This is a genomic window from Altererythrobacter sp. MTPC7, assembly GCF_042851395.1.
Classification (GTDB): Bacteria; Pseudomonadota; Alphaproteobacteria; order Sphingomonadales; family Sphingomonadaceae; genus CAJXSN01.
Map to the genome: position 1 here is coordinate 170,110 of NZ_BTGS01000004.1, position 22,915 is coordinate 193,024.

General features: G+C 64.3%; 23 protein-coding genes. 11 read left to right on the plus strand and 12 right to left on the minus strand.

The genetic code is table 11. The annotated features are described in order from the left end of the window. Nucleotides 1-64: 64 nt before the first annotated feature. From ACGHJ7_RS05260 to ACGHJ7_RS05270, 3 genes are all read left to right on the plus strand, one after another. A complete protein-coding gene (locus ACGHJ7_RS05260) occupies nucleotides 65-1,111 on the plus strand; it encodes a cysteine desulfurase family protein (protein ID WP_390475206.1) in 1,047 nt (348 codons plus the stop codon). 61 nt (nucleotides 1,112-1,172) lie between these two features. Next, the gene (locus ACGHJ7_RS05265; RefSeq protein ID WP_390475097.1) at nucleotides 1,173-2,279 is read left to right on the plus strand and encodes a cysteine desulfurase family protein; all 1,107 of its coding nucleotides are present in this window, start codon (nucleotides 1,173-1,175) and stop codon (nucleotides 2,277-2,279) included. Next, nucleotides 2,276-2,605 (plus strand): 2Fe-2S iron-sulfur cluster-binding protein, encoded by a 330-nt coding sequence (locus tag ACGHJ7_RS05270; RefSeq protein WP_390475099.1) that lies wholly within the window; start codon nucleotides 2,276-2,278, stop codon nucleotides 2,603-2,605. Before ACGHJ7_RS05265 ends, ACGHJ7_RS05270 begins: the two co-directional genes overlap by 4 nt. Nucleotides 2,606-2,629: 24 nt before the next feature. Here the strand turns inward: ACGHJ7_RS05270 and ACGHJ7_RS05275 are convergent, their stop codons facing one another. The 3 genes from ACGHJ7_RS05275 to ACGHJ7_RS05285 form a co-directional block, all read right to left on the minus strand. Beyond that, nucleotides 2,630-4,336: a mechanosensitive ion channel family protein gene (locus tag ACGHJ7_RS05275; protein ID WP_390475101.1), complete on the minus strand. Its 1,707-nt coding sequence runs from the start codon at nucleotides 4,334-4,336 to the stop codon at nucleotides 2,630-2,632. Nucleotides 4,337-4,402: 66 nt separating this feature from the next. Next, complete coding sequence (locus ACGHJ7_RS05280) at nucleotides 4,403-5,329, minus strand: DUF4349 domain-containing protein (protein ID WP_390475103.1); 927 nt, start codon at nucleotides 5,327-5,329, stop codon at nucleotides 4,403-4,405. A gap of 129 nt (nucleotides 5,330-5,458) precedes the next feature. Further along, nucleotides 5,459-6,004: a type 1 glutamine amidotransferase domain-containing protein gene (locus ACGHJ7_RS05285; RefSeq protein WP_390475105.1), complete on the minus strand. Its 546-nt coding sequence runs from the start codon at nucleotides 6,002-6,004 to the stop codon at nucleotides 5,459-5,461. Nucleotides 6,005-6,102: 98 nt separating this feature from the next. Here ACGHJ7_RS05285 and parC point away from each other — a divergent pair, with 98 nt between their 5' ends. Further along, a complete protein-coding gene (gene parC, locus ACGHJ7_RS05290) occupies nucleotides 6,103-8,400 on the plus strand; it encodes a DNA topoisomerase IV subunit A (protein ID WP_390475107.1) in 2,298 nt (765 codons plus the stop codon). Between the two features lie 3 nt (nucleotides 8,401-8,403). Here parC and ACGHJ7_RS05295 read toward each other — a convergent pair whose 3' ends face one another. The 5 genes from ACGHJ7_RS05295 to ACGHJ7_RS05315 form a co-directional block, all read right to left on the minus strand. Then, nucleotides 8,404-9,579 carry a CCA tRNA nucleotidyltransferase gene (locus ACGHJ7_RS05295; RefSeq protein WP_390475109.1) on the minus strand — a complete coding sequence of 392 codons (1,176 nt, stop codon included), beginning with the start codon at nucleotides 9,577-9,579 and terminating at the stop codon, nucleotides 8,404-8,406. After that, entirely contained in the window at nucleotides 9,572-10,174 is a 603-nt protein-coding gene (locus ACGHJ7_RS05300) for a CoA pyrophosphatase (RefSeq protein WP_390475111.1), read from the minus strand. Before ACGHJ7_RS05300 ends, ACGHJ7_RS05295 begins: the two co-directional genes overlap by 8 nt. Further along, nucleotides 10,171-10,731: a DUF1285 domain-containing protein gene (locus tag ACGHJ7_RS05305; protein ID WP_390475208.1), complete on the minus strand. Its 561-nt coding sequence runs from the start codon at nucleotides 10,729-10,731 to the stop codon at nucleotides 10,171-10,173. The genes ACGHJ7_RS05300 and ACGHJ7_RS05305 overlap by 4 nt, the downstream gene beginning before the upstream one ends. Before the next feature lie 57 nt (nucleotides 10,732-10,788). Next, nucleotides 10,789-11,316, minus strand: coding sequence for a GNAT family N-acetyltransferase (locus tag ACGHJ7_RS05310; RefSeq protein WP_390475113.1), 528 nt, complete (start codon nucleotides 11,314-11,316; stop codon nucleotides 10,789-10,791). 89 nt (nucleotides 11,317-11,405) lie between these two features. Further along, nucleotides 11,406-12,623, minus strand: coding sequence for a PQQ-dependent sugar dehydrogenase (locus tag ACGHJ7_RS05315; RefSeq protein WP_390475115.1), 1,218 nt, complete (start codon nucleotides 12,621-12,623; stop codon nucleotides 11,406-11,408). Between ACGHJ7_RS05315 and ACGHJ7_RS05320 the strand changes: the two genes are divergently transcribed. From ACGHJ7_RS05320 to ACGHJ7_RS05335, 4 genes are all read left to right on the plus strand, one after another. Continuing rightward, nucleotides 12,622-13,272, plus strand: a complete 651-nt coding sequence (locus ACGHJ7_RS05320; protein WP_390475117.1) for a ribonuclease HII — start codon at nucleotides 12,622-12,624, stop codon at nucleotides 13,270-13,272. The two genes, ACGHJ7_RS05315 and ACGHJ7_RS05320, sit on opposite strands and share 2 nt — an antisense overlap. Beyond that, nucleotides 13,269-14,192 carry an oxidoreductase gene (locus ACGHJ7_RS05325; RefSeq protein ID WP_390475119.1) on the plus strand — a complete coding sequence of 308 codons (924 nt, stop codon included), beginning with the start codon at nucleotides 13,269-13,271 and terminating at the stop codon, nucleotides 14,190-14,192. The genes ACGHJ7_RS05320 and ACGHJ7_RS05325 overlap by 4 nt, the downstream gene beginning before the upstream one ends. 10 nt (nucleotides 14,193-14,202) lie before the next feature. Beyond that, nucleotides 14,203-15,120, plus strand: coding sequence for a calcium/sodium antiporter (locus ACGHJ7_RS05330; RefSeq protein ID WP_390475121.1), 918 nt, complete (start codon nucleotides 14,203-14,205; stop codon nucleotides 15,118-15,120). Nucleotides 15,121-15,364: 244 nt separating this feature from the next. Beyond that, nucleotides 15,365-16,507, plus strand: a complete 1,143-nt coding sequence (locus tag ACGHJ7_RS05335) for a site-specific DNA-methyltransferase (RefSeq protein ID WP_390475210.1) — start codon at nucleotides 15,365-15,367, stop codon at nucleotides 16,505-16,507. Nucleotides 16,508-16,522: 15 nt separating this feature from the next. Here the strand turns inward: ACGHJ7_RS05335 and ACGHJ7_RS05340 are convergent, their stop codons facing one another. Further along, nucleotides 16,523-17,194 (minus strand): flavodoxin reductase, encoded by a 672-nt coding sequence (locus ACGHJ7_RS05340; protein WP_390475123.1) that lies wholly within the window; start codon nucleotides 17,192-17,194, stop codon nucleotides 16,523-16,525. Between the two features lie 156 nt (nucleotides 17,195-17,350). Between ACGHJ7_RS05340 and folP the strand changes: the two genes are divergently transcribed. Further along, nucleotides 17,351-18,469 (plus strand): dihydropteroate synthase, encoded by a 1,119-nt coding sequence (folP, locus tag ACGHJ7_RS05345; RefSeq protein WP_390475125.1) that lies wholly within the window; start codon nucleotides 17,351-17,353, stop codon nucleotides 18,467-18,469. Between the two features lie 70 nt (nucleotides 18,470-18,539). After that, on the plus strand, nucleotides 18,540-19,811 hold the full coding sequence (locus ACGHJ7_RS05350; RefSeq protein WP_390475127.1) for an alkaline phosphatase D family protein: 1,272 nt from the start codon (nucleotides 18,540-18,542) through the stop codon (nucleotides 19,809-19,811). Nucleotides 19,812-19,827: 16 nt separating this feature from the next. On the opposite strand, the gene ACGHJ7_RS05355 is transcribed toward ACGHJ7_RS05350, so the two are convergent. From ACGHJ7_RS05355 to ACGHJ7_RS05365, 3 genes are all read right to left on the minus strand, one after another. Next, nucleotides 19,828-20,589 carry an SDR family NAD(P)-dependent oxidoreductase gene (locus tag ACGHJ7_RS05355; protein ID WP_390475129.1) on the minus strand — a complete coding sequence of 254 codons (762 nt, stop codon included), beginning with the start codon at nucleotides 20,587-20,589 and terminating at the stop codon, nucleotides 19,828-19,830. An 80-nt stretch (nucleotides 20,590-20,669) separates the two neighbouring features. After that, nucleotides 20,670-21,119: a hypothetical protein gene (locus ACGHJ7_RS05360; RefSeq protein WP_390475131.1), complete on the minus strand. Its 450-nt coding sequence runs from the start codon at nucleotides 21,117-21,119 to the stop codon at nucleotides 20,670-20,672. Nucleotides 21,120-21,161: 42 nt separating this feature from the next. Continuing rightward, entirely contained in the window at nucleotides 21,162-22,580 is a 1,419-nt protein-coding gene (locus ACGHJ7_RS05365; RefSeq protein ID WP_390475134.1) for a sigma-54-dependent transcriptional regulator, read from the minus strand. Between the two features lie 212 nt (nucleotides 22,581-22,792). On the opposite strand from ACGHJ7_RS05365, the gene ACGHJ7_RS05370 reads away from it, so the two are divergent. Then, on the plus strand, nucleotides 22,793-22,915 hold the full coding sequence (locus tag ACGHJ7_RS05370; protein ID WP_390475136.1) for a hypothetical protein: 123 nt from the start codon (nucleotides 22,793-22,795) through the stop codon (nucleotides 22,913-22,915).

Below are 22,915 nucleotides of genomic sequence, written 5' to 3' on the forward strand. Positions count from 1 at the left end.
ATAGGGACAAAACGCCATTTCGCAATTGCGCTAACCATAGGCAGCCGTCGTCATTTCCGATCGTATCTATCTCGACCATGCCGCAACCAGTCCCCTGCGTCCCGAAGCGCGAAAGGCGGTCGAGGACGGGCTGGGGAAATGGGCCAATCCCTCCAGTCCCCATGCGGAAGGGCGCAGCGCGCGGCGCCTGCTGGAAGATGCGCGGGACCGGACGAAGGCAGCGCTCGGCTGGCAGGGCGAGTGCATTTTTACCAGCGGCGCCAGCGAGGCGGCCGCCCTTGCGGTGGTCCGTGCCAAGACCGGCGCGCGCCTCGTCAGCGTGGTGGAACACGATTGCATCCTGCAGGCGGCCCCTGACGCAGAACAGCTTCCGGTAAGCGGCGATGGCGCCGTCGACATCGATAATCTTGCCGAGGCCGTCCAGCGGGAGAAGCCGCTGGTTGCGGTCCAGCAGGTCAATTCCGAGACCGGCAACGCACAGGACCTGAGCGAAATCTCGCGCATCGTGGGGGAGGCGGGCGGCCTGCTGCTGGCCGATTGCGCGCAGGGCGCGGGCAAATTCACGCTGCCGCCATGCGACATGGCGATCGTGTCCGCGCACAAGTTCGGCGGTCCCGTCGGCATCGGAGCCTTGCTGGTGAAGGACTACGCCATGCTCGAGCCGAGCGGCGGGCACGAGCGCGGCTATCGCCGGGGAACGGAGAACCTACCCGGTGCGCTCGGGATGGCTGGCGCGCTGGAGGTTGCTGGCGAGCCCTACGTTGCGGCAGACGTGCTGGAACCCCTGGAACGGTTCGCCAGGGACTGCGTGGCGGCGGGCGGGACCATGCTTTCGCAGGCCCTGTCCGATCCCACGCCCTATATTCGGGCCATTGCGATGCCGGGGATGAGCGCTACGGCGCAGGTCATGCGGTTCGACATGGCGGATATTGCCGTGTCGCAGGGCAGTGCCTGCTCTTCCGGCACGATGAAGACGAGCCGCGTGCTGGAGGCGATGCAGGTCGACCCAGGGGTCGCCGCCAACACCATCCGCGTCAGTTTCGGCTGGAACACCACGCGCGCCGACGTGGAACGCTTCTGCGAGGTATGGCTTGATCTGGCAAAGGGCTGACAGATCCGGCCCCTTCGTGACCACGCCCCCTACGACAACGCCCTGAACGACCGGACACCGCATGATATACCTTGATTACCAGGCAACGACGCCGCTCGCGCCCGAAGCGCGCGACGCCATGCTGCGCTGGCTGGACGGGCCGGACGGCGCAGGCTTCGGCAATCCCCACAGTCCGCACCGGATGGGACGGCAGGCGGCAGCCGCCATCGAACTCGCCCGCGACCGTGTGGCGGCGCTGTTCCCGGCGGGCGGGAAGGTGATCTTCACCAGCGGCGCGACCGAGGCGGTCAATCTGGCGATGAGAGGCACACGGTCGCACCGGAGCGGCAGCGATGGTGGCGAGGGCGCGATATCCGTCTCCGCGATCGAGCATGCGGCCGTGCTCGACACTGCGAAATCGCTCGGCAGGTGTCACGAGCTCAATGTCGCGAAGAACGGGCAGTGCAATACGAAGCAGGACCTGCCGGCCGACACGCGGCTGGTCGCCGTGATGCAGGTGAATAACGAGATCGGGACGATCCAGCCCACGGTCGACTGGCATCGCAAGGCGAAGGAGAGCAACGCCCTTTATCTGTGCGATGTGGTGCAGGCCTTCGGTAAGATGGAAGTTACAGGCGCCGACATGATCGCGGTCAGCGCGCACAAGCTGCACGGGCCCAAGGGGATCGGTGCGCTCTGGATACGAAACGGGTTGGAGCTGGACGAGGTACAGACCGGTGGCGGCCAGGAAAGCGGCCTTCGTTCCGGCACGTTGAGCCCGGCACTGTGCGCCGGTTTCGGCGCGGCAGCGCACGAGGCAAAGGAGCGCATGTCCGCCGACATGGACCACGTGGAGAAGCTGTGGACTCGGGCGCGCGACCTGTTCGATGGCTGGGACATCAATGGCAGCGAGGAAGCAAGGTACCGCGGCAACCTCAATATCCGGCGCAAGGGGTTGGACGTGAACCGCTTGATGTCGGAATGCCGCACGGTAATGTTCTCGGCAGGTTCCGCCTGTGCCAGCGGTTCGGGCCGTCCGAGCCATGTGCTCAAGGCTATCGGCCTGTCGGACAAGCAGGCGAAAAATTCGATACGCCTCGGTTTCGGCCGATATACGACGATGGACGATCTCGAAGCTGCGGCGAAGCAGATCAACGATGCGGCACGCTCGCAAGGGGTATTGCAATGAAGGTGACGTTCGAAACCCCGCAGGGCGAGCTAGTCGAGGCCGAAGCGGCCGAAGGCGATGTGCTGCTCACGGTGGCGCAGGATGCAGGAATGCCGCTGGAGGGAACCTGCGAAGGCCAGATGGCCTGCTCGACCTGTCATGTCATCGTGGAGAGGGACTGGTTCGCGGCCCTGCCCGATGCCAGCGAGGAAGAGGAGGACATGCTGGACCTGGCCTACGGCGTGCGCCCGACCAGCCGCCTGGCCTGCCAGATCGTGCTGGAAGAGGAGCTGGACGGGCTGACCGTCGCAATCCCAGCAGAAGCGCGGGACATGAGCGAAGGCTGAGCGGCATCCGCGCGTAAGCGCTTGTTATCCACTATCGACATTCATGCTGAATTCCCGCTCGCGTACGATGTAAACGGGTGAAGGTTCTCCGGATGATGCGGCATCCAAACGGGCTGCCGTCGCCAGCATATGCTCGCGCAGACGGCAGTGCATTTCCCACCCGCATTTCGGATCGCTTGCGCGGGCCATGAAACGAACCTTCATCGCCTGTGCATTCTGCCCGACGACTTCGCAAACGGCATCGTCGGGATCGATCACGTCCTTGTCGCTTTCGACGAATTCGCGGAATGGCGCGCGCAGTGCCTCGACGTCCGCACGGTTGTCCAGTTCCAGCTCGACATGGACCATCAGGCTGGGATCGCGCTTGGTCCAGTTTTCGAAACTGTTGCCGGTGAAGTCGCTCAATGGAGCGATGACTCGTCGCTCGTCCCACGTGCGAAGCCGCAGGTGGGTAAAGCCGATCTTTTCGACATAGCACCATTGCCCGCCGTAATAGATCGCATCGCCTATCCTCGCGGTCTGGGCGAACGCGATCTGGATGCTCGCCATGATGTCGCCCAAAATCTTCCGCGCGGCGAAAACCAGAACGAGGCCAAACACACCGGCCGAAGCGATGATGGAAAAGCCCAGCGTACTCGACAGGTTGCTCGCCACCAGCAGGAAGCCCACGGCCGCCAGGAGCAGAAGCGCGGTAACGATACGCCGGATTGCGCTCATTTTCGTGTAGAAATTGCGGTCTTCGTTATTGTCCGGCGATTCCAGCTGATCCGTCCTGCGGTCGGTCGCGAAATCGAAAAGGGCCTCGATCACGGCGAGCGTGATGCCCAGGACCGCTGCAATGACAAGCGTGAGCTGCAGCGGATCCAGAAGATCCTTCACCGGTCCCGACAAACGCAGGAAGGCGGTGCGTACGATCGCGAAGGTGCCAGCGAAAGCAAGCAATGTCGCAGGTATGTGAATGGCGCGCAGCACGCCGTTCACCATCGTGTCTTCGCTCGCACGGCGGCGCCAGCGCCTGATCGCCAGGTATGTCAGCGCGGCTGCAAAGGCCGATACCAGCAGGATCAGGGGCACGGCGATCACTTCCCACCAAGCGAGGGTCCAGAAAGCCTGCTTGCGTAGCGGCGCGGGCAAGGCGCGCTCGAAGTTCGTCGGTCCGAGCTGCTTGTATAGCGCAGGGACGTTGGCCACGGTCTGGCGGCTGAATACCCAGACCGGCTCCCCGCCCGGTGCACGAACGCGGGCAATACGGATGGGCACGGTTCGGTCGGCCAGTTCGAGGCTGTTCAGGGTGAGTGATCGGCGCGCGGTACCGGCCATCGGGTCCTTGCTACTGGTTTCGGTATCGACAGCGTCGGGGCGATCGGGAAGGCTGGCCCATTCGATCGTCATCGACCGATGGAGCAGATCGTAAAGCTGTGCAGACAGTTCCTCCGCCGATCGGCCATTTGCGCGGGTATCGACACTCGCGAGGTCGAGTGCCGCAGACGCGCGCGTCCAGTCATTCTGCTGTCCCGCTTCCATAAAGCTTTCTAGCGGCCCCATCGGCGTACTGAGATCGAGGGGTGTGACGCCGGGCGCGGTCGCATTGTCGAGCTTCTCGACTTCATAGACGAACGCCTCCGATCCCTGTGCCACTTCCCGCTCGCTCTGTGCGAGAGCCGGGATAGCGCCGAGCGCGAGGCCGAAGATGATGAAAAAACGGGCGATGCTTTGCGATAGGAACCCCATGCCGGACCCAATGACCGATACGGCCAAAAGGTCCGGCGGGGGTACGGGAGTTTCTTCCCGTGATGTTTAAGAAGTGGAGGCGAAGCGGCGATTGACCTTCCTGCCCGCCCACACGAACCCCGCTACGGGCGCGATGATGGCGCCCAGCACGATCATGATTGCCAGCACCCAGCCCATGATACTGCCGAGCGAGCCGAGTGTCGCCTGGACCGGTTTCAGGAAATCACTGGTGACGGGCGCGCCGGTTTCGTAGCGGACCGTTACTTTGCTGTAGGCGACGCGGCCTTCCATTTGCTTCAGCCAGCTGCGAGCCTGATCGATTTCCTGGTTCACCTGCGCCACGCTGCGCTCTGCCTCGACCAGTTCATCGATCGATCCGCGCCGGGTTCGCAGGACCTCGCTCAAGCGGTCGCGAAGCGCCTCGCGGGTCCGGAGCCGCGCTTCGGTATCCACGATCTGCTTGCTCAGCTCTTCGGCTGCAATTTCCGCCGAGACGAGTTCGGCGCCTGCGTCTTCCGCCTCGTCTTCCAGCAGGGCGCCGAAGGCCCGGGCCTGCCGCGCTGCGACCCGCATTTCCAGGATGCCGCGAACATCTTCGGCTTCCTCACCCGTCTTGCTCATCCCGGTAATCTGGCAGCTTGCCGGGCCTTGTTGTTCGCAGAGATTGGCGTGGGTCCGTTGGAGCGGGCCGATGTCTTCGGCCGGCAGCGCCCAGCCGTAGTCGTAATCGTAGGCGAGCTGGGGGAGGTTTTCCGGGACGGGTTCCAGCTCGGGCAGGGACGTATCGGTCATTTCCGCCCCGGTCATCTCAGGCCCGGTCTCGGCGGCGATGTCGGCCGCGCTATCCGCCTCTGCCTGCATCGTAGCAATTTCGGACCGATCGGTTGTCGCCGCAACGTCACGCCCCGGACCCTGGTCACACCCCGAGAGCATGACGGCCATCACCGCCGCCCCTGCCAGGAGGAATTTCTGTCCGTTATGCATGTGCCTCATTTTAGCCTCCTTCTCGCCATTATTGCGCCATAATTTGGACACATTCGGGAAAAGAAGGCAAGTCAAAAAGAAAACGGGCCCCTCAGCATTTCGCGGAGAAGCCCGTCTTTCTTAAGTTTTTCGAGTGGGTTAGGCGTTTTCTTCGACGCGCTCCTGGACCCTCGCAATCAGGGCATCGGAGAAGGCCGGAATGTCGTCCGGATTGCGGCTGGTGATGAGATTGCCATCCTGTGCGACTTCCGAGTCGACCACATTTGCGCCGGCATTTTTGAGGTCGGTCCGAACCGACGGCCAGCTGGTCACGGTCTTGCCCTTCACGATGTCTGCTTCGACGAGTAGCCAAGGTGCGTGACAGATTGCGGCGATCGGCTTGCCCGCCATGTCGAAATCCTTGACCAGCGCGACCGCGCGCTCGTTGATGCGCAGGACGTCCGGGTTGATCTGGCCACCGGGCAGCAGCAGCGCATCGTACCCTTCGCAATTGCTGATCTCGTCAAGAGTCGTGTCGACCTTGACGCTGTCGCCCCAGTCATCCTTGTCCCAACCCTTGATTTCACCGGATTCGAGGCTGACGACGGTCGTTTCGATCCCGGCGTTTTCGAGATTGGCCTTCGGCTTCATCAGTTCGGACTGTTCGAAACCGTCCGTGGCGAGAATGAGAACACGTTTTGTCATGAGGGTACTCCTTGATTTGCTGTTACCCGATCAATCGACGGGGACAGTGCGCGGTTCCCTGCTGACAGGCGAAGCGTGGCGGTGATAGGGCAGGGCGTATGGCAGCTTCAGACGTTACCGATAAAGAGCCCGATCCGTTCGACGCGATCGTCGATGCGCCGTTCGATTCCGCGCTGGAAGAACGCTATCTCGTCTATGCGCTCAGCACGATTACCGCGCGGTCCCTGCCCGATCTGCGCGACGGCCTGAAACCGGTTCATCGCAGGCTGCTATGGGCGATGCGTCAATTGAAGCTCAATCCGACCGATGCATTCAAGAAGAGCGCCCGCGTGGTCGGCGATGTCATCGGCAAGTATCACCCGCATGGCGATGCGTCGGTCTATGATGCCATGGTCCGCCTCGCGCAGGATTTCGCCCTGCGGTACCCGCTGGTGGAGGGGCAGGGCAATTTCGGGAATATCGACGGCGATAATGCCGCCGCCTACCGCTATACCGAAGCGCGCCTGACCCGGACGGCCCTGCGCCTGATGGAAGGGCTGGACGAGGGTACGGTCGATTTCATCCCGACCTACAATAACGAGGATGAAGAGCCGGAAATCTTCCCTGGCCTGTTCCCGAACCTGCTGGCGAACGGGGCGAGCGGTATCGCGGTCGGCATGGCGACCAATATTCCCAGCCACAATGTCGCCGAAGTGGTCGATGCGACGCTGGAATTGATCGACAATCCGCATGTCGAGCATGCACGCCTGATGGAACTGTTTCAGGGCCCGGACTTCGCCACCGGGGGCATCGTGCCCGAAAGCGCGGAAACGATCAGCGCGGCCTATGAAACGGGCCGCGGGTCCTTCCGGGTTCGGGGCCGGTTCCACGCGGCAGAGGCGGAAAAGGCGGACGATGCCGAGGCCGGTATCGAGCGGCTGGGCGGCGGCCAGTGGCAGCTCGTCATCAGTGAAATCCCCTATCAGGTGGCCAAGGGCAAGCTGATCGAGCAGATCGCGCAGGCGATTGCCGACCGCAAACTGCCGATCCTCGACGATGTCCGCGACGAAAGCGACGAACAGATCCGCATCGTGCTTGTCCCGCGCAGCCGGAATGTCGATCCCGAATTGCTGAAGGAAAGCCTGTACAAGCTGACCGACCTCGAAGTGCGCTTCGGCCTCAACCTCAACGTGCTTGATGCGACGCGCACGCCAATGGTGATGGGCCTGAAGGAATTGCTGGGCAATTGGGTCGCCAGCCAGATCGATATCCTGCAGCGCCGCAGCCAGCACCGCCTCGACCAGATCGCGCGGCGGCTGGAACTGGTCGAAGGCTACATCATCGCCTTCCTCAATCTGGACCGGGTGATCGAGATCATCCGGACCGAGGACGAGCCAAAGGCCGTCATGATGAAAGAATTCAGCCTGACGGATCGGCAGGCCGAAGCGATCCTGAACATGCGGCTTCGGTCCCTTCGCAAGCTGGAAGAGATGCAGCTGCGGCAGGAAAAGGACGACCTTCTCGCCGAGAAAGACGAGCTGGAAAAGCTGCTCGGCAGTCCGGCCCGCCAGCGCACGCGGCTCAAGAAAGACCTGAAGGCGCTGCGCAAGGAATATGGCGAAGATACCGCTCTGGGTGCGCGCCGGACGACTATCGCCGAGGCTGCTCCGGCGGTCGAGTTCAGCATGGACGCCATGATCGAGAAGGAGCCGATCACGGTCATCCTGTCGAAACGCGGCTGGATCCGCGCGGCGAAGGGCCATGTCGACCTGGCCCAGGAATTCAAGTTCAAGGAAGGCGACGAACTGGCCTTCATCGCCCACGCCCAGACGACGGACAAGCTGTTGCTGGCGACCGACAACGGACGTTTCTTCACCCTCGGCGCGGACAAGCTTCCGGGCGCGCGCGGTTTCGGCGAACCGGTCCAGTCGACACTCGATATCGATGCAGAGGCGAAGATCGCCGCGCTGATTGTTCACGCGAAGGACAAGCGCGTTCTGCTCGCCGCCGACACGGGCAAGGGCTTCGCTGCCGAGACATCCGAACTGCTCGCAGAAACGCGCAAGGGCAGGCAGGTCGTCAATCTGAAAGGCGATGCGAAGCTGGTCGTGGTGCGTCCGATCGATCCCGCTCACAATCATGTCGCGGCCGTGGGCGAGAACCGCAAGCTGGTCGTCTTCAACCTTGAAGAACTGCCGGTCATGGCGCGCGGGCAGGGCGTCAAATTGCAGAACTACCGCGATGGCGGACTGTCCGATGCGACAACCTTCGTGCTGGAGGACGGGCTTAGCTGGCAGATGGGCGGCAAGGGCGATCGGACACGGACCGAAACCGACATCTGGCAATGGAAGGTTGCGCGCGGCGGGGCCGGGCGGATGCCGCCGCAGGGCTTCCCGAAGGACAACAAATTTACCTGATCGCTATTCCGCTGTCAGGGCGGCAAGGATGTCCTCGACCCGTGCGCGGCCGGGAAAATCCTCTTCGATCCACTGCGCCTCTACGGCCTGCAGCAATCGCGCGACACCAGGCCCCGTGGCGAGGCCGCGTTCCACGATCTCTCCGCCTTTCAGGGGCAAGCGCGGCGGCTCCCATCCGCTCAGGGTATCAAGGGGTGCCCCGGCCAGCAGGACGCGGTCCCGCGCGCATTCCATGCTGTTTTCATAGGCCAGCGCACGCGCGCGGAGCGGATCGCTGGTCTTGCGCCGTGCGACGCAGCACAGATGGGCCCGCTGCTTGCGTGACAGCCGCAGCCGCGCGGCAACGCTTTCCGCGACGGTCTCTATCGCGGGGAGGAGCGCGGACAGGCGGCGCAGGCCGGATTGCTCGACAGCGAGCGTCTGTTCGTGAGCGACGAGAGCATCGAGCACCGCCACCGTGCCCGCCGTGCTTTCCGGCAGTACGACCTGCAGTACACCGCGTTCGTGCATCCGGCGGATGGTGGCGGACGGGTCCGGTAGGGTCAGGATCGACAGCAATTCGCCTGCAACGCGCTCCCGGCTGAGGCCTTTCATCGTGTCCGCCAGTTCGGCGCAGGCGTCCTCTGCCTCTTCATCCAGTTCCGATCCGAAGCGGGCCTGGAAGCGGTAATATCGCAGGATGCGCAGATGATCCTCGCGTATGCGTTCGCGCGCATCGCCGATGAACCGGACCCGGCGATCGGCCAGATCACGCAGCCCGCCGAAATAATCCGAGATTTCCAGAGTTTCGGGATTGGCGAACAGGGCGTTGATCGTGAAATCGCGGCGGGCCGCATCCTCGCGCCATTCCCTTGCGAACGCGACGGTCGCGCGCCTGCCGTCGGTGGCAACATCGCGGCGCAGCGTCGTCACCTCCACCGGGCCGCCGGGAAGGACGGCAGTGACCGTGCCATGGTCGATCCCGGTCGGCACGGTCCGGATACCGGCATCGGCCAGCAGCCGCATGACCTGGTCGGGATGGAAGGTCGTCGCCGCGTCGACATCGTTGACCTCGGCGCCCAGCAGGGTGTCCCGCACTGCGCCGCCGACCCAGCGAATATTGTCGTTTCCCAACGCGCGCACCAGCGCAGCGAGATCGCTGCGCCGTGTCCACTCAGCTTCGGGCAGGAAGTCAGCCATCGAACAGCTCCGTCAGGCGCATCCGGCGCGAAAGGTTCGAAATGATGGCTGCCGTGACGCCCCAGATCCGGTAACCTTCATATTCCATCTCGTAATAGGTGCGTTGCGCACCCTTCCACATCACGGTGTTGGAGGCGTAGTTGGAGCGGTCGAACAGCGTGTCGAGGGGTATTTCGAACCAGCTTTCGACCTCGCCCGGATTGGGCACCAGCGGCAGGTCGGGCGGTACGACGCCCAGCACCGGCGTCACTTCGAAGCCGGTTCCGGTGACGTAGACATCGCTCGACCCGATGACGCGGACACGGGCAGGCGGCAGGGCGAGTTCTTCGTCCGCTTCGCGCAAGGCGGCCTCTACCGGCGTTTCCCCGGCGTCGATCTTTCCGCCGGGGAAGGCGACCTGTCCTGGATGGCTGCGCAAGTCGCGCGGGCGGCGGGTCAGGATGACGCCGGGCCGCGGACGCTCGGTCACGGGAACGAGCACGGCGGCGAGGCGCGTGTCGTCGTCGGCGAAATCCTCGTCGGTCAGCAGGCCGTCCAGTTCCTCGCCATGGCCATCGTCGAAAATGCGCTTCAGGCGGTCGAACAGGTCACTCATGCACCCGCTTTATCCGGAAGGAGTGAAAACGTCTCCCCCCCGCTGGACACTTTCCAGTCGTCACCTTCTGCAAGGGCGATTTCCGCCAATTGCTCGTAAGTCGAGCGGTTGAGCCGCGCCTCGGTGCCCCGGCGCACGCCGACGTAAAGGGCAGGGGCGTCAGTGTCTCCGCGCGCGATGATGGGATGGTCCGGCCCGGCGATCACCAGTTCGTCCGTGTTCAGCCGAATGGCGAGGGCGCCGTCCCTTTGCGCGACATCGGTCGCGACGAAGGCCGCGTCCTCTACCTCTATGCTCAGCTTCTCGAACGGAGAGACCAGATAATGCGCCCCGTTGCCGTCGCGGATCAGCAGCCCGGAGAAGGCACGGACCATGGCCTGCCGCCGGATCTCGCCGCCATCGTGATACCATTTCCCGTCCGCGGCTATCCGCATCAGGCTGTCGCCTTCCTTCTGCGGTGCCCAGCCTTCCACGGGCGGCAATTTACGCGCAGCGACCTGCTCCGCGATTTCCGAAAGGGTCAGGCTGGCGAGTTCGGGAGGGGGTTCGTAAGGCATGGTAAGGGGCGAACGCACCAGATAGCGGAATTTTCCCGGCCAGCGCGCGGGCCGGCTCTATTCAGCGGCAGGCTTCCACGCCTCCAGCATGCCTTCCGCCGGCAGGATTGCGGGGTTGGGCGTGCGGACCAGCAACCGGGCCGGATCGAACGGGCCGGGACAATGCCAGCCCGCCGTATGCGCCGCCGTGAAATCCCAGCGCCCGTAATAGTCGGGATCGCCGATCATGACCTGCGGTAGGACAGGGCTCGAGCCGGCACTTGCATCGAGCGCGCCCAGTGCTGCGCCCATTAGTGCCTTGCCGAATCCCTCACCCTGCAAGGCTGGCATGACGGCGACGGGGCCGACCATGATAAGCGGATGCCGCCGCCCATCGGGATCGATCAGGGCGACGGGCCAGAGCTGGATCGAACCGGCGAGATAGTCATCGTCGTCCAGCGCGGCGAAGCTCAGCCCCTCCAGCCACTGCGTCCCTTCGCGAATGCGGTAGGCCGTTCGCGCATGGCGGCCCTCCCCGAAGCTTTCATCGAGCAGGGTTTCGACCAGCGAGGGGTCGACGGAGGACAGGGGAACGAGCGTTGCCATAGCTGGCGTGCGCTAGGGCCCGATGTCCTCCGCGTCGAGCGCAATCCGCCTATTCCGCCACCAAGCGCAAATGCGCCTGTCGGCTGTTATCAATTGGCCGGAGCCAGCTTGCGCAGCCGTGCGTTCTCACCATCTTCGAGGACGTAAAGAGCCCCGTCTGGCCCTTGCACGATCTCGCGCAGCCTTTCGCCCAGATCCCAGCGATTGGCTTCGCGGCCTGTCCTGCTGTCGATCCCGCCCATGGCGACCCGCACGATCGACATGGTCTTGAGATTGGCGATCAGTGCGTCGCCTTTCCAAGCGGGGAACATGTCACCGGTGTAGAACAGGAAATCGCCCGGCGCGATGACCGGGGTCCAGTTGACCACCGGACCGGCGAGGTCGGGACGGGCGTCGTTGTCGGGTATCGGCGTTCCGTCGTAATTGTCGCCATCCGACACCAGCGGCCATCCGTAATTCCTGCCCGGATCGATCAGGTTCAATTCGTCACCGCCCGCCGGGCCATGCTCCAGGTTCCAGAGCTGACCGTTCGGGTCGAAATCGATGCCCAGAGTGTTCCGGTGGCCGTAGCTCCAGATCTCGTCCGACGGGCTGCCCTGGTCGGCGAAGGGATTGCCGGCGGCAGGCGAGCCATCGAGATTGAGCCGAAGAATGGCCCCCAGATTGTTCGAAAGATCCTGCGCAGGCGTTTTCTTCTGACGGTCGCCGCTGGCGAGGACGAGATACTCCCCATCCGGACTGAAGGTAATGCGGTGCGAGTAATGCCCGCGGCCGCTCACTTTAGGCGTCTGACGCCAGATGACGTTCAGCCCTTCGACCGAGCACGCGTCGGCCTCCTCGCACAACAGCATGCCGCGACCTAGCGCAGCGCCGCGTGTGTCGCCGTCCCCGGCTTCGGCCCATGTCAGGTAGATCGTGCGGCGGTCCATGTCAGACGCACTTTCCGACGGCAGGAACGCGACATCGCCAAGGCCGCCCTGTCCGCCATAGTCTACTTCAGGCAGGCCATCGACCGTGACCATCTCGCGCGTAGCGGTGTCGACGATCTTCGCCGAGCCTCCCTTTTCGGTAATGAACAGCATCGAGGTGCCGGGAATGAAGTCCGCCGCCCATGGCTCGTCGAAGCGGCCCATATCCGTGATCGCGAACGGGCCGACCGTTTCGTCTATCGCTGCGGCCACACTCTGCGCCGAAGATGTCGATTGCGGCGCGACGGAGCTATCCCCGCCTGCCGATGCCTCGCAGCTTGCGAGCGCGAAGGCGAAGGGAGATAGGGCGACGGCGAGAAGGGTTTTGTTCGTGGTCATGATATCTGCAACGCCTCACGATTGTGCCGGGTCCCGCCCGGCGGATTTCAGCGCCGACGGGCCGCTGGTCGCCGGTGTCGACGAGGCGGGCCGCGGGCCGCTGGCCGGACCGGTTGTGGCGGGGGCGGTGATGCTGTGCAAGTCCCCCCCTGAAGGACTGGACGATTCCAAGAAGCTGACGGCGCGCCGCCGCGCTGCCCTGGACGAGCAAATCCGGGCGAAGTGCTCCTGGTCGGTTGCAGTAATCTCTCCCGCTGCGATCGACAGGCTCAACATCTTCGCCGCCACCATGCTCGCCATGTCTCTCGCGGTCGAGCGGCTGGAGAAAGTGCTGGGCAAACCCGTCGGGCAGGCTCTGATCGACGGCAACATGACCCCGCAGGGACGGACGGCGGAGTGGCGCTGGCCAGCGCGCGCAATCGTCGGCGGTGACGGGCTGGAGCCGTCGATCGGTGCAGCCAGCATCGTCGCCAAGGAATGGCGCGACCGCCTGATGATCGAGGCCGCGGCCGCATTTCCGCATTACGGGTGGGAAAGAAACAAGGGATACGGAACCGCAGAGCACCTTCATGCGCTGCGCACACACGGGGTCACACCGCTGCATCGCCGCAGCTTCGCACCCGTAGCACAGCAGGAGTTGCCCGTATGAACGGTTTCACATTCGACGATATTCCCGACCAGTCGGGCAAGACAGCGCTGGTGACCGGCGCGAATACGGGGCTGGGTTACGCCATCGCCGAAGCGCTGGCGCGCAAGGGAGCTGAGGTAATCCTCGCCTGCCGCGATAGCGGGAAAGCGGACGACGCCATGGAGCGGATCGCCGGGAAGGCGCCGGACGCGAAAACCCGGTTCCTGGAACTCGACCTGTCCGATCTCGGCTCCGTGCGCAGTGCGGCCAACACTGCTAAGAAGGAGAAGCGGATCGACCTGCTGATTAACAATGCGGGGATCATGATGCCCCCGCTCAGCCTTGCGATGGGTGTCGAATCGCAATTCGCGGTCAATCACCTCGGGCATTTCGCACTGACCGGCCTGTTGCTGGACAAGCTGGCAGAAGACGGCGGTGCGCGCATCGTCAACCAATCCAGCATCGCGCACAAGGGCGCGAAAATAGACTTCGAAAATCTGGACGGTAGCAACGGGTACCAGCGCCAGGCGTTCTACGGACAAAGCAAGCTGGCGAACCTGCTGTTTACCTTCGAACTCGACCGCCGGTTGAGAGCGGCCAAATCCAAGGTGAAGGCCTATGCAAGCCATCCCGGCATCGCGGGCACGGACCTTATGCGGAACATGGGGCCGCTGTCGATCCTGAGCAAGGTGATCGGCACCGTGCTGAACGACCCGCACGATGGCGCACTGCCAGCGTTGCAGGCGGCAACATCACCGGATGTGGAGCGCGGGGGTTACTACGGACCGTACGGCCTTGCCGAGATGAGCGGCAGGTCCTCCGGCCGGGCGATCGCGACACGCACGGCGCGCGATCCGTTGCTGGCGGCGCGATTGTGGGAAAAATCCATCGAACTGACCGATGTCGATCCGGGCCTCGACCCCGACATCATCGAGAACTGAGAGACCTTACTTGGCCACATCCATATTGCTGATCGTTGCCGGCCTCATCGGGCTGGCCCTGGGGGGTGAATTGCTGGTGCGCGGTGCCGTCGGCATTGCCAAGGCTATGGGCCTGTCCAACCTGCTGACTGGCGTCATCATCGTTGGCATGGCGACTTCGATGCCCGAACTGGTCACCAGCGTCGAAGCGGCGCGGGCCGGCTCACCCGAGATCGCCTGGGGCAATATCGTCGGGTCGAACATCTCGAACACGCTGCTGATTCTCGGCGCGACCGCATTGGTCGCGCCAATCGTACTGACCGGCCTGGGGCGCCGCGACGCCGCCGTGGCGCTGGGGGCGACCGCGATCCTGGTGGGACTGGCGTTCTGGCAGTCCGGCGCGCTCTGGATCGGTGCGGCGCTGCTTGCCTTGCTGGTGATCTATATCGTCTGGCGGTTGAATCATCCCCGCATCGCGGACGACGAGGAAGACCTCACCATCCCGAAACTGCCGATTGCCATCGTCCTGTTCGTGGCCGGCCTCGCCGCACTGGTCTTCGGCGGTGGCTGGCTGGTCGACGGGGCGATAGCAGTCGCCACGGTTGCCGGCGTCAGCGAGACGGTGATCGGACTGACGGTCGTGGCCATCGGCACTTCGCTGCCGGAACTCGCCGCATCGGTCGCGGCGGCGTTCCGCGGGAAACCCGGCCTCGCGATCGGGAATGTCGTAGGCAGCAATATCTACAACATCTTGCTGATCGGCGGGGCTACGATGCTGATGGCCCCGGTGGCTCTGCCGCGCGAAATCCTCGGAACCCAGAGCGCGATCCTGCTGGCGTCCGCCGTAGCACTGTGGGCCTTGCTGTGGGCCGGCAAGACGATCGGACGCGTGTTGGGCGGCGTGCTGCTGGCCGCGTTCACAGCCTACGTCATCGTCACACTGCTCTAAACGTCCTATCGAACAGGCAGGCGCAACAGCGTTAACGCGCTGGCGCGAGTCTTTTGCGCCACACCCCATCATGGTGAGTCCGGCGAAAGTGCGCGGACTCAATATCTTGTGCCGGACACCTTCTGCTCCCCCGAGCTTACGCCAAATTAACCATCTCCGTTTATAAATGCTCCCTTGACGCGGAGTCCGCTTGGACTCACCCTGTGGATAACTTGACGGGGAAGGTAATATCATGGGGGCCGACATGGTGGTTCTGGAAACCACGAAGCAGCGCAGTGCGAAAAAGGCGAAGCCGGTTACGGCCGCGAAGGAAACGCTGCCGCTGGGGCAGATCCTGGACGGTGACTGTGTCGAGCGGCTGCGCGAATTGCCCGATGCCAGCGTCGATCTCGTCTTTGCCGACCCACCTTACAATCTCCAACTGGGCGGCGATCTCAACCGGCCGGATGGCAGCCATGTCGATGCCGTGACCGATCACTGGGACCAGTTCGACAGCTTCAAGCTTTACGACGACTTTACAAAGGCATGGCTGACGGAGTGTAAGCGCATCCTGAAGCCCGACGGCGCCATGTGGGTCATCGGCAGCTATCACAATATCTACCGGGTCGGCACGATCCTGCAGGACCTCGGCTTCTGGATCCTGAACGACATCGTCTGGCGCAAGACCAATCCGATGCCCAATTTCCGCGGCACGCGCTTTACGAACGCGCATGAAACCCTGCTGTGGTGCAGCCAGGGCGAGAAGGCGAAATACCAGTTCAACTACCGCGCGATGAAGACGCTGAACGACGAGCTTCAGATGCGCAGCGACTGGGTGCTGCCGATCTGTTCGGGTGGGGAGCGCCTGAAGGACCGGCACGGCCACAAGGCGCACCCGACGCAAAAGCCCGAGGCGTTGCTCTACCGCGTCCTGCTCGCCACGACCGAGCGCGGCGATGTGGTGGTCGACCCGTTCTTCGGCACCGGCACGACCGGCGCGGTGGCAAAGAGGCTTGGCCGCGAATGGATCGGCTGCGAGCGGGAAGAAGCCTACCGCGAGACCGCGACGGCCCGCATAGCGAAGGAACTACCGCTCGACGAAAGCGCGCTCACCACGGTGAAGGCAGGACGAGCCGCGCCCAAGGTTGCATTCGGCGCCCTGGTCGAAAGCGGTATGCTGAAACCGGGGACGAAGGTTTTCGACAAGAAACGCCGATGGGAAGCGACGGTGCGGGCCGACGGTTCGCTCGTCCATGCAAAGCAGGTCGGATCGATCCATGGCCTCGGCAAGGAATTGCAGAATGCGCCCAGCTGCAATGGCTGGACCTTCTGGCATTACGAGGACGAAGGCCTGATCAAGCCGATCGACGCCGTGCGGCAGCTATACCTGCTCAGCATTGAGGACTGACGCAGGTAAGGTTCTCTACCATTCCTCGCGCACCAGGCGGTCGCTGGCGACGCCGTGCGCTTTCAGCAACGTGCTGACGTCTTCCTCCATCGGCGGTGGGCCGCACAGATAGAAAAGTCCGTCCAGGTCGAGGTCGACCTGGTCGAGATACTCGGCATCGACCCTGCCGTGATAGGTGCCTTCTGTATCCTCGTCGCTCAGCAGCAGGTCGAGCCTCAGGCCCGGCATCCGTTCCAGTTCCTCGCGCAGGATGATGTCTTTCTCGCACGAATTGGAGAAGATCAAGCGATAGCCATCGAGCGTCCCGTCCTTCGCCTGCCGGGCGCGCAGGATGGAAAGGAACGGCGTTAGCCCCGCGCCGCCCGCGATGATGGTGCCGGGCCCCTTGTCCTCGATCGCGCCCCACGGGTCCTCGAGAACGACTTTCTCGCCGCCTTCCATCTGCCCGATCTGTTCGGTCACCCCGTCATGCAAGGGGTAGGACTTGATGGTGAATTGCAGGTGCTCGGCTTGCGGAAGCGAGGTGAAGGTGAAGGGGCGTTTCTCATCGCGCCAGCCGTCGCGGTCGAGTGCGAAATCGGTCGCCTGTCCGGGCTTGAAATCGTATCCGTCCGGCCGGTCGAAGGTCAGCTCGTTCACATTATGCGTGACGGCGCGTATGCTTTTCAAAGTAAGATGGTGGGGCATGGCGTTTCCTCGGGGCTTTCGTGCGCGCCGGGCGCGTATGGGACTTGTCATGGGGAATGAGCAGCCGGTCGCGGCGGTTCCCCGTCGCGGCGAACTTCCGGAAAGCGCCTCGCCGCCATGTTGCGCGCGGCGGGCTTTGCCGTAAGACCGTTCGCCATGCCGCAGCACGCCTCCCGCTCCGTCTATATCCGCCCGATCGGATTTGCGCTCGGTCCCCAGAGCGAGGAGGGCGATACGGTCCGGCTCGCAGGCGGGATGATCTATGCGCATCGCTTCGCGGTGATCGTCCGGGAGAACGGATCGGTTACCGAGCGCCGAACCTGCTCGCCCGCCATGATGCCAGACACACTGGAGCGCCTGCCGGAAGACCTTGCGGCCGAAGCCGCGCTGCAGTGGTCCAACCTGACGCTCGCGCATCCGCCGCTGGAACTGGGGGAGCGCACGATCCGGCTCGACCAGCCGCAGGTTATGGGCATCCTCAATGTCACACCCGACAGCTTCAGCGATGGCGGCGCCTTCCTGGACGACCCGGAGGTGGGAAGGGCCCATGCGGCGCAAATGCTGGAAGCCGGGGCGGCGCTGATCGACATCGGCGGGGAAAGCACGCGGCCGGGCGCGCAGGCCGTGCTGGAACAGGACGAGATCGCGCGCATTCTTCCCGCGGTCGAATACACGGCCACGATGGGCGGCGCGGTCAGCATCGATACAAGACGTGCCGAGGTAATGCAGGCGGCGCTGGATGCAGGAGCGTCACTGGTCAACGATGTATCGGCCCTGCGCTACGATCCGCGCGCACCGGAACTGGTCGCAGCGCGCGGCTGTCCGGTCGTGTTGATGCATGCAGGGGACGGCACCGACCTGCACCAGAAAGCAGGGGAGAGTGCGGTATTCAATGTGTTCGACGCCCTTCGCACCATTCGGGACGACGCGGTGGCCGCAGGCATCGCGCCCGAGCGGATCGTGCTCGACCCCGGTATCGGTTTCGGCAAGCAGGTGGCGGACAATCTGGCGTTGATAAACGCGCTGCCGCTGTTCCATGCTCTGGGTCATCCCCTGTTGCTGGGGGCCAGTCGCAAGCGGATGATCGGCGCGCTCAGCCACGAAGCGCCGGTCGAAAAACGCCTCGGCGGCAGCATCGCGCTGGCGCTTGCAGGGATGAATGCCGGCGTCCAGATGTTGCGCGTTCACGATGTCGCGGAGACGGTGCAGGCGCGCAATGTCTGGCGCGGCCTGCGCGATGCGGCCCTGACCGATTTCGCCGATCTGCCCGCCTGATTTTGGTGCGGATGACAGGCGGTCGCAATCCCGTCATAGAAGAAGGCCAAGGGCCTGTGCCTGCACCACGATGACAAAACGACTGCACGAGGATTTACCGATGATCGCCCGCAAGACCCTGCTCGCCGCCGCCCTTCCGTTGATGGCAGGCGCGCTTGCGCACGCCCCGCTTGCCGCGCAGGACGGCGATGTCACGGTCGGGCCCGGCGCCTTCCTCGAAGGATATTACACGGCACTGAAATCGCGCGTGGAAATGCCCGTGGCCCCTCCGGGCGCGCCCCTGCCGTCGACGGCCGCCACGATAGAACGAATCGCCTTCGGCAGCTGCAACCACCAGTCGCGCAGCCAGCATATGTGGGCGCAGATCGAGGCGACGAACCCCGACCTGTTCCTGCTGATCGGCGACAATGTCTATGGCGATACCAACTGGTCGGGCGATGCCGCGCTGACGACGCTTCGCGATGCCTATGCCGCGCAGTCCGACCATCCCGAATTCCAGCAGTTCCGGGCCCGGGTCCCGATGATGACGTCGTGGGACGACCATGACTTCGGCTTCAACGATGGCGGCGCGGCTTTCGCCTTTCGCGGCTTCGCGGAGGACATCTACGAAACCTATTGGGGCAGTTCGGCGGAAGTGCGTGCGCGCCCCGGTGTGTATGAGAGCCGGATGTTCGGGCATGGCGATCGCCGGGTCCAGCTGATCATGCTGGATACGCGCTATTTCCGGTCCGAGTTCGAGCGGATGCCCTACACGGAAGAGCGCCCGCCGCTTGGCCCCTACCAGCCCAGCAATGACGAGAGCCTGACCATGCTGGGCGACGCGCAGTGGGCCTGGCTCCAGCAGGAACTGGCACGGCCGGCGGACCTGCGGATCGTCGTGTCGTCGATCCAGGTCCTGACCGATGCGCATGATTACGAAAGCTGGGAGCAATTGCCGCTCGAGCGCGCGCGGCTTTACGAGATGCTGAGCGCGCGGGCGGACAGCGAATTGCTGCTGCTGTCGGGCGACCGGCACGCAGGCGGCATTTACCGTTCCGGGCTTGGCGAAGGCGGCGATCCGCTGTGGGAACTGACCAGCTCTTCGCTCAACCTCGCATTCGGCACGACGCCGCAGAACACGGCACGCGAGCCCGATCCGCTGCGGGTGACGGACTTCATTGCGGAGGAAAATTTCGGCCTCGTCGAAATCGACTGGGCGGCGGAGAAGGTCACGCTGTCGCTGCGCGGGGCCGAGGGCGAGATCCGGGCGCAGCAGGACGTGTTCTGGAATGCGCAGACAGCCCCGGCCATGCGCTCGCCGGACATGATCCCGGGCGCTCAGGATGCGCCGCAGGGCGATTGATTTTCGGTCTGATCGCCTAGAGGGAGTAGCCGCCGTCGGTCACCATCACCTCGCCGGTGATGTTGGCGGCGGCGCCCGACAGCAGGAAGCCGATCTGCGCTGCCAGCTCGTCCGGCGTGGCGAAACGGCCGCGAGGCGTGCCGATGGCCATCGCCTTCAGCGTGGCGTCGCGCCCGTTTTGCTTCACCGCGGCCTGGAACTGCGGAGAGCCGTTCCAGATCGCCGTGTCGACCCCGCCCGGGGCAACGGCATTCACGCGGATACCGTCTGCGGCCCCTTCGAGTGCCGCAATGCGGGCCATATGGGCGACGCCCGCTTTCGCCACGCCATAGGCGCCGATGCCGGCCACTGCCTTCAGGCCGGTGACGGACGCAACGACTACGGCCGATCCGCCGCCACGCCGCTTCATCGCGCGCATGGCATAGCTTAGGGTCAGGAATGCACCGTCCAGATTGACCGTCATGACGCGGCGCCATTCCTCCAGCGTCTGATCGGCGACCGTGCCGGCCCCGCCGACACCGGCATTGACGATGGCAAGGTCGATTTCCGGATGGTTTTCGTCCAGCCGCTGCCAGAGCGCCTCGTCGGCAACGCTGCCGACGATAAGGTCCGTCTCGCAGGACAGGTCGAGCGCATTCAGCGCATCGCCATCCGTGTCGATCAGGACGAGGCGCCCTGCGCCCCCCGCATCGAGCCAGCGCGCGCATGCCGCACCGATACCCGAGGCGGCTCCGGTGACGAGCGCGGTCTGTCCTGTGAAATCGTGTCCGTTTGTCATGCAGGCGGCGCTAGAGCCGCGCTGCAGCCGTGTCGAGAGAGGCTACACGGAAAAAGGCCGGGCGGGGCCGGTGAAACCGCTCAGCCTGGTGTCCGGGCGGTGTCGCTGCCTTCGCTGCCCGGTGCCCGCCCGATACGCTGCATCAGGGCAGCGAGCGTATTGCCGATCCATTGCTCGTCGACTTCGGAGAAGGGCGCGTGGATGGGCCGCTCCTGCGCGACCGGATAGGGGCTGCGTTCGATTGCGCCGATCGAGATGACGGCATGGCCGCGGTCGAGGGCGACACCCAGACCGGCCACCCGCTTGCCATGTACCTTGATCACGAAGCGCTTGGCCTCTGCCGTGCCGCCTTCCTCGTTGATCTCGATATCGGTCCGGTCCTCGACCGACCCGCGCACCAGTTCCACCAGGCGCGCCAGCTTGGGAGCTTCGTCGCGGGTCCAGCGGAACCGCTCGAACTGCTCGGCATCGATCTTGCCGGACAGGGCGTCGCAGGCTTCCTTGAAGCTGGAATGGGTCATGTCGCTCACCGGTATTCTCCGCAGGTTCGCGTGGCAGGCAGGGGCAGAAACCTAAGCGGCATTGTCGATGCCGAGATCGCTCAGCTTGCGGTAGAGCGTCGAGCGCCCGATCCCGAGCCGGCGGGCGACTTCGGTCATCCGCCCGCGATAATGACCGATGGCGAGGCGGATGACATCGGCCTCGATTTCCTCGAGCGGGCGCAGATTGCCGTCTTCGGTATAAAGCATCACGCCGATGGCTTCGTGCAGGGGCGCGGCGTTTTCGTCGATCTCGCCGACCAGTTCGGACAGTTGCGGGAAATCGCCGGCGGTCAGCGATTCGCCCTCGCAGAACACGGCAGCGCGGAACAGGACGGTCTGCAACTGCCGGACATTGCCCGGCCAGTCATAGGCGCACAGCAGCGACAGGGCGCTGTCGGCAAGCGAGAGATGCCTCAGTCCCGGCTGTTCCCCGATGCGGACCAGGAAATGGCGGGCCAGTGCGCCGATATCGCCGGCCCTCTCGCGCAGCGGCGGCAGGACGATGCGCGTGCCCGTGATCGCCTGCAACAGGGCCGCGTCGAAATTGCCGGTCGTGACCAGGTCGTCCAGCGGGAGGTCGCTGGCGGAGAGGATGCGCACGTCCACCTTGAAGCCGTGGGTGGCGCCGACGGGTCGCACGATGCCCTCGGTAATGACCGAGGCGAGCCGGCCCTGCAGGTCTTTCCCCAGCCGGTCGATCTCGTCGAGGATCAGCGTTCCGCCATCGCAGAACTGGATGGCCCCGATCTGCCGGTCGAACGCGCCGGGAAAGGCGCCGGGTTCGTGGCCGAACAATGCGGATTCTATCGAATTGGCCGGAACGCCGCCGACATTCAGCAGGCGATACGGCGCCTTGGCACGCGGGCTGGCAGCCAGCATCGCACGCAGCAGCATTTCCTTGCCCGTGCCCCGCTCGCCTTCGATCAGGACATGGCCGTGGCCGCGTGCCGTCTTTGCCGCGCGGGCGAGGGAGGTGCGGAATTCGGGCGCGGTTCCGATCATCGAATCGAAGTCGAGCTCGGCGTCGATCTTCTCCGTCAGGGGCTGCAATTCGTCGCGCGGCGCTTCCTTGCGGGTGGAGCTACGAAGCGCCGTCATCAGGCGATCGGGCGCGACCGGCTTGATCAGGTAGTCGGTGGCGCCCGCGCGCATCGCTTCCACGGCCAGCAGGGGGCTGGCGCTGGTGGTCAGCATCAGGATCGGCAGCGCAGGACGCCGGGCCTTCAGTTCCTCTATCAGCGAACAGGCGTCGTCGCCCGGCACCCATTGGTCGAGGATGATGGCGGACAATTGCATGCCCTCGCGCGTGCCGAGCGTGGCAATCGCGGTCTCGCTGTCCTTCACGACGAGCGTACGCCAGCCCTCGCGCGCGGCGAGTGCCGTCACGAGGCGGCTTTGCGCCGGCTCGTCGTCGATCAGCATCAGCAGGCGGGTGTCGTCCTCGGCCATCGTTCCCCAAAACCGTCCCAGTGCGGTACAGAAAGGGCGTGATAGGTCGGCGGGGTAAAGTTCGTGTTAAGGCTGAAAAGAAGGTGTGCCGATCTTGCCGTTCGCAGGGGAAGGGCAGCGGGCGGGACTTGCAGCGCGCGGGGGGTGGATATAGGACTTCGCGCAACAGAGTTTTTCGCCGCACAGGCAATTTATCATTGGAGATCATTCCCATGGCATCGAACGACATGAATGCTGCCAACAGCACCTATTCCAGCTTCATCGCATCGCTGAAGTGGATCCTCCCGCTGATCGCGGTGATCACGTTTCTCGTCGTTGTTATGATCGCAAGCTGA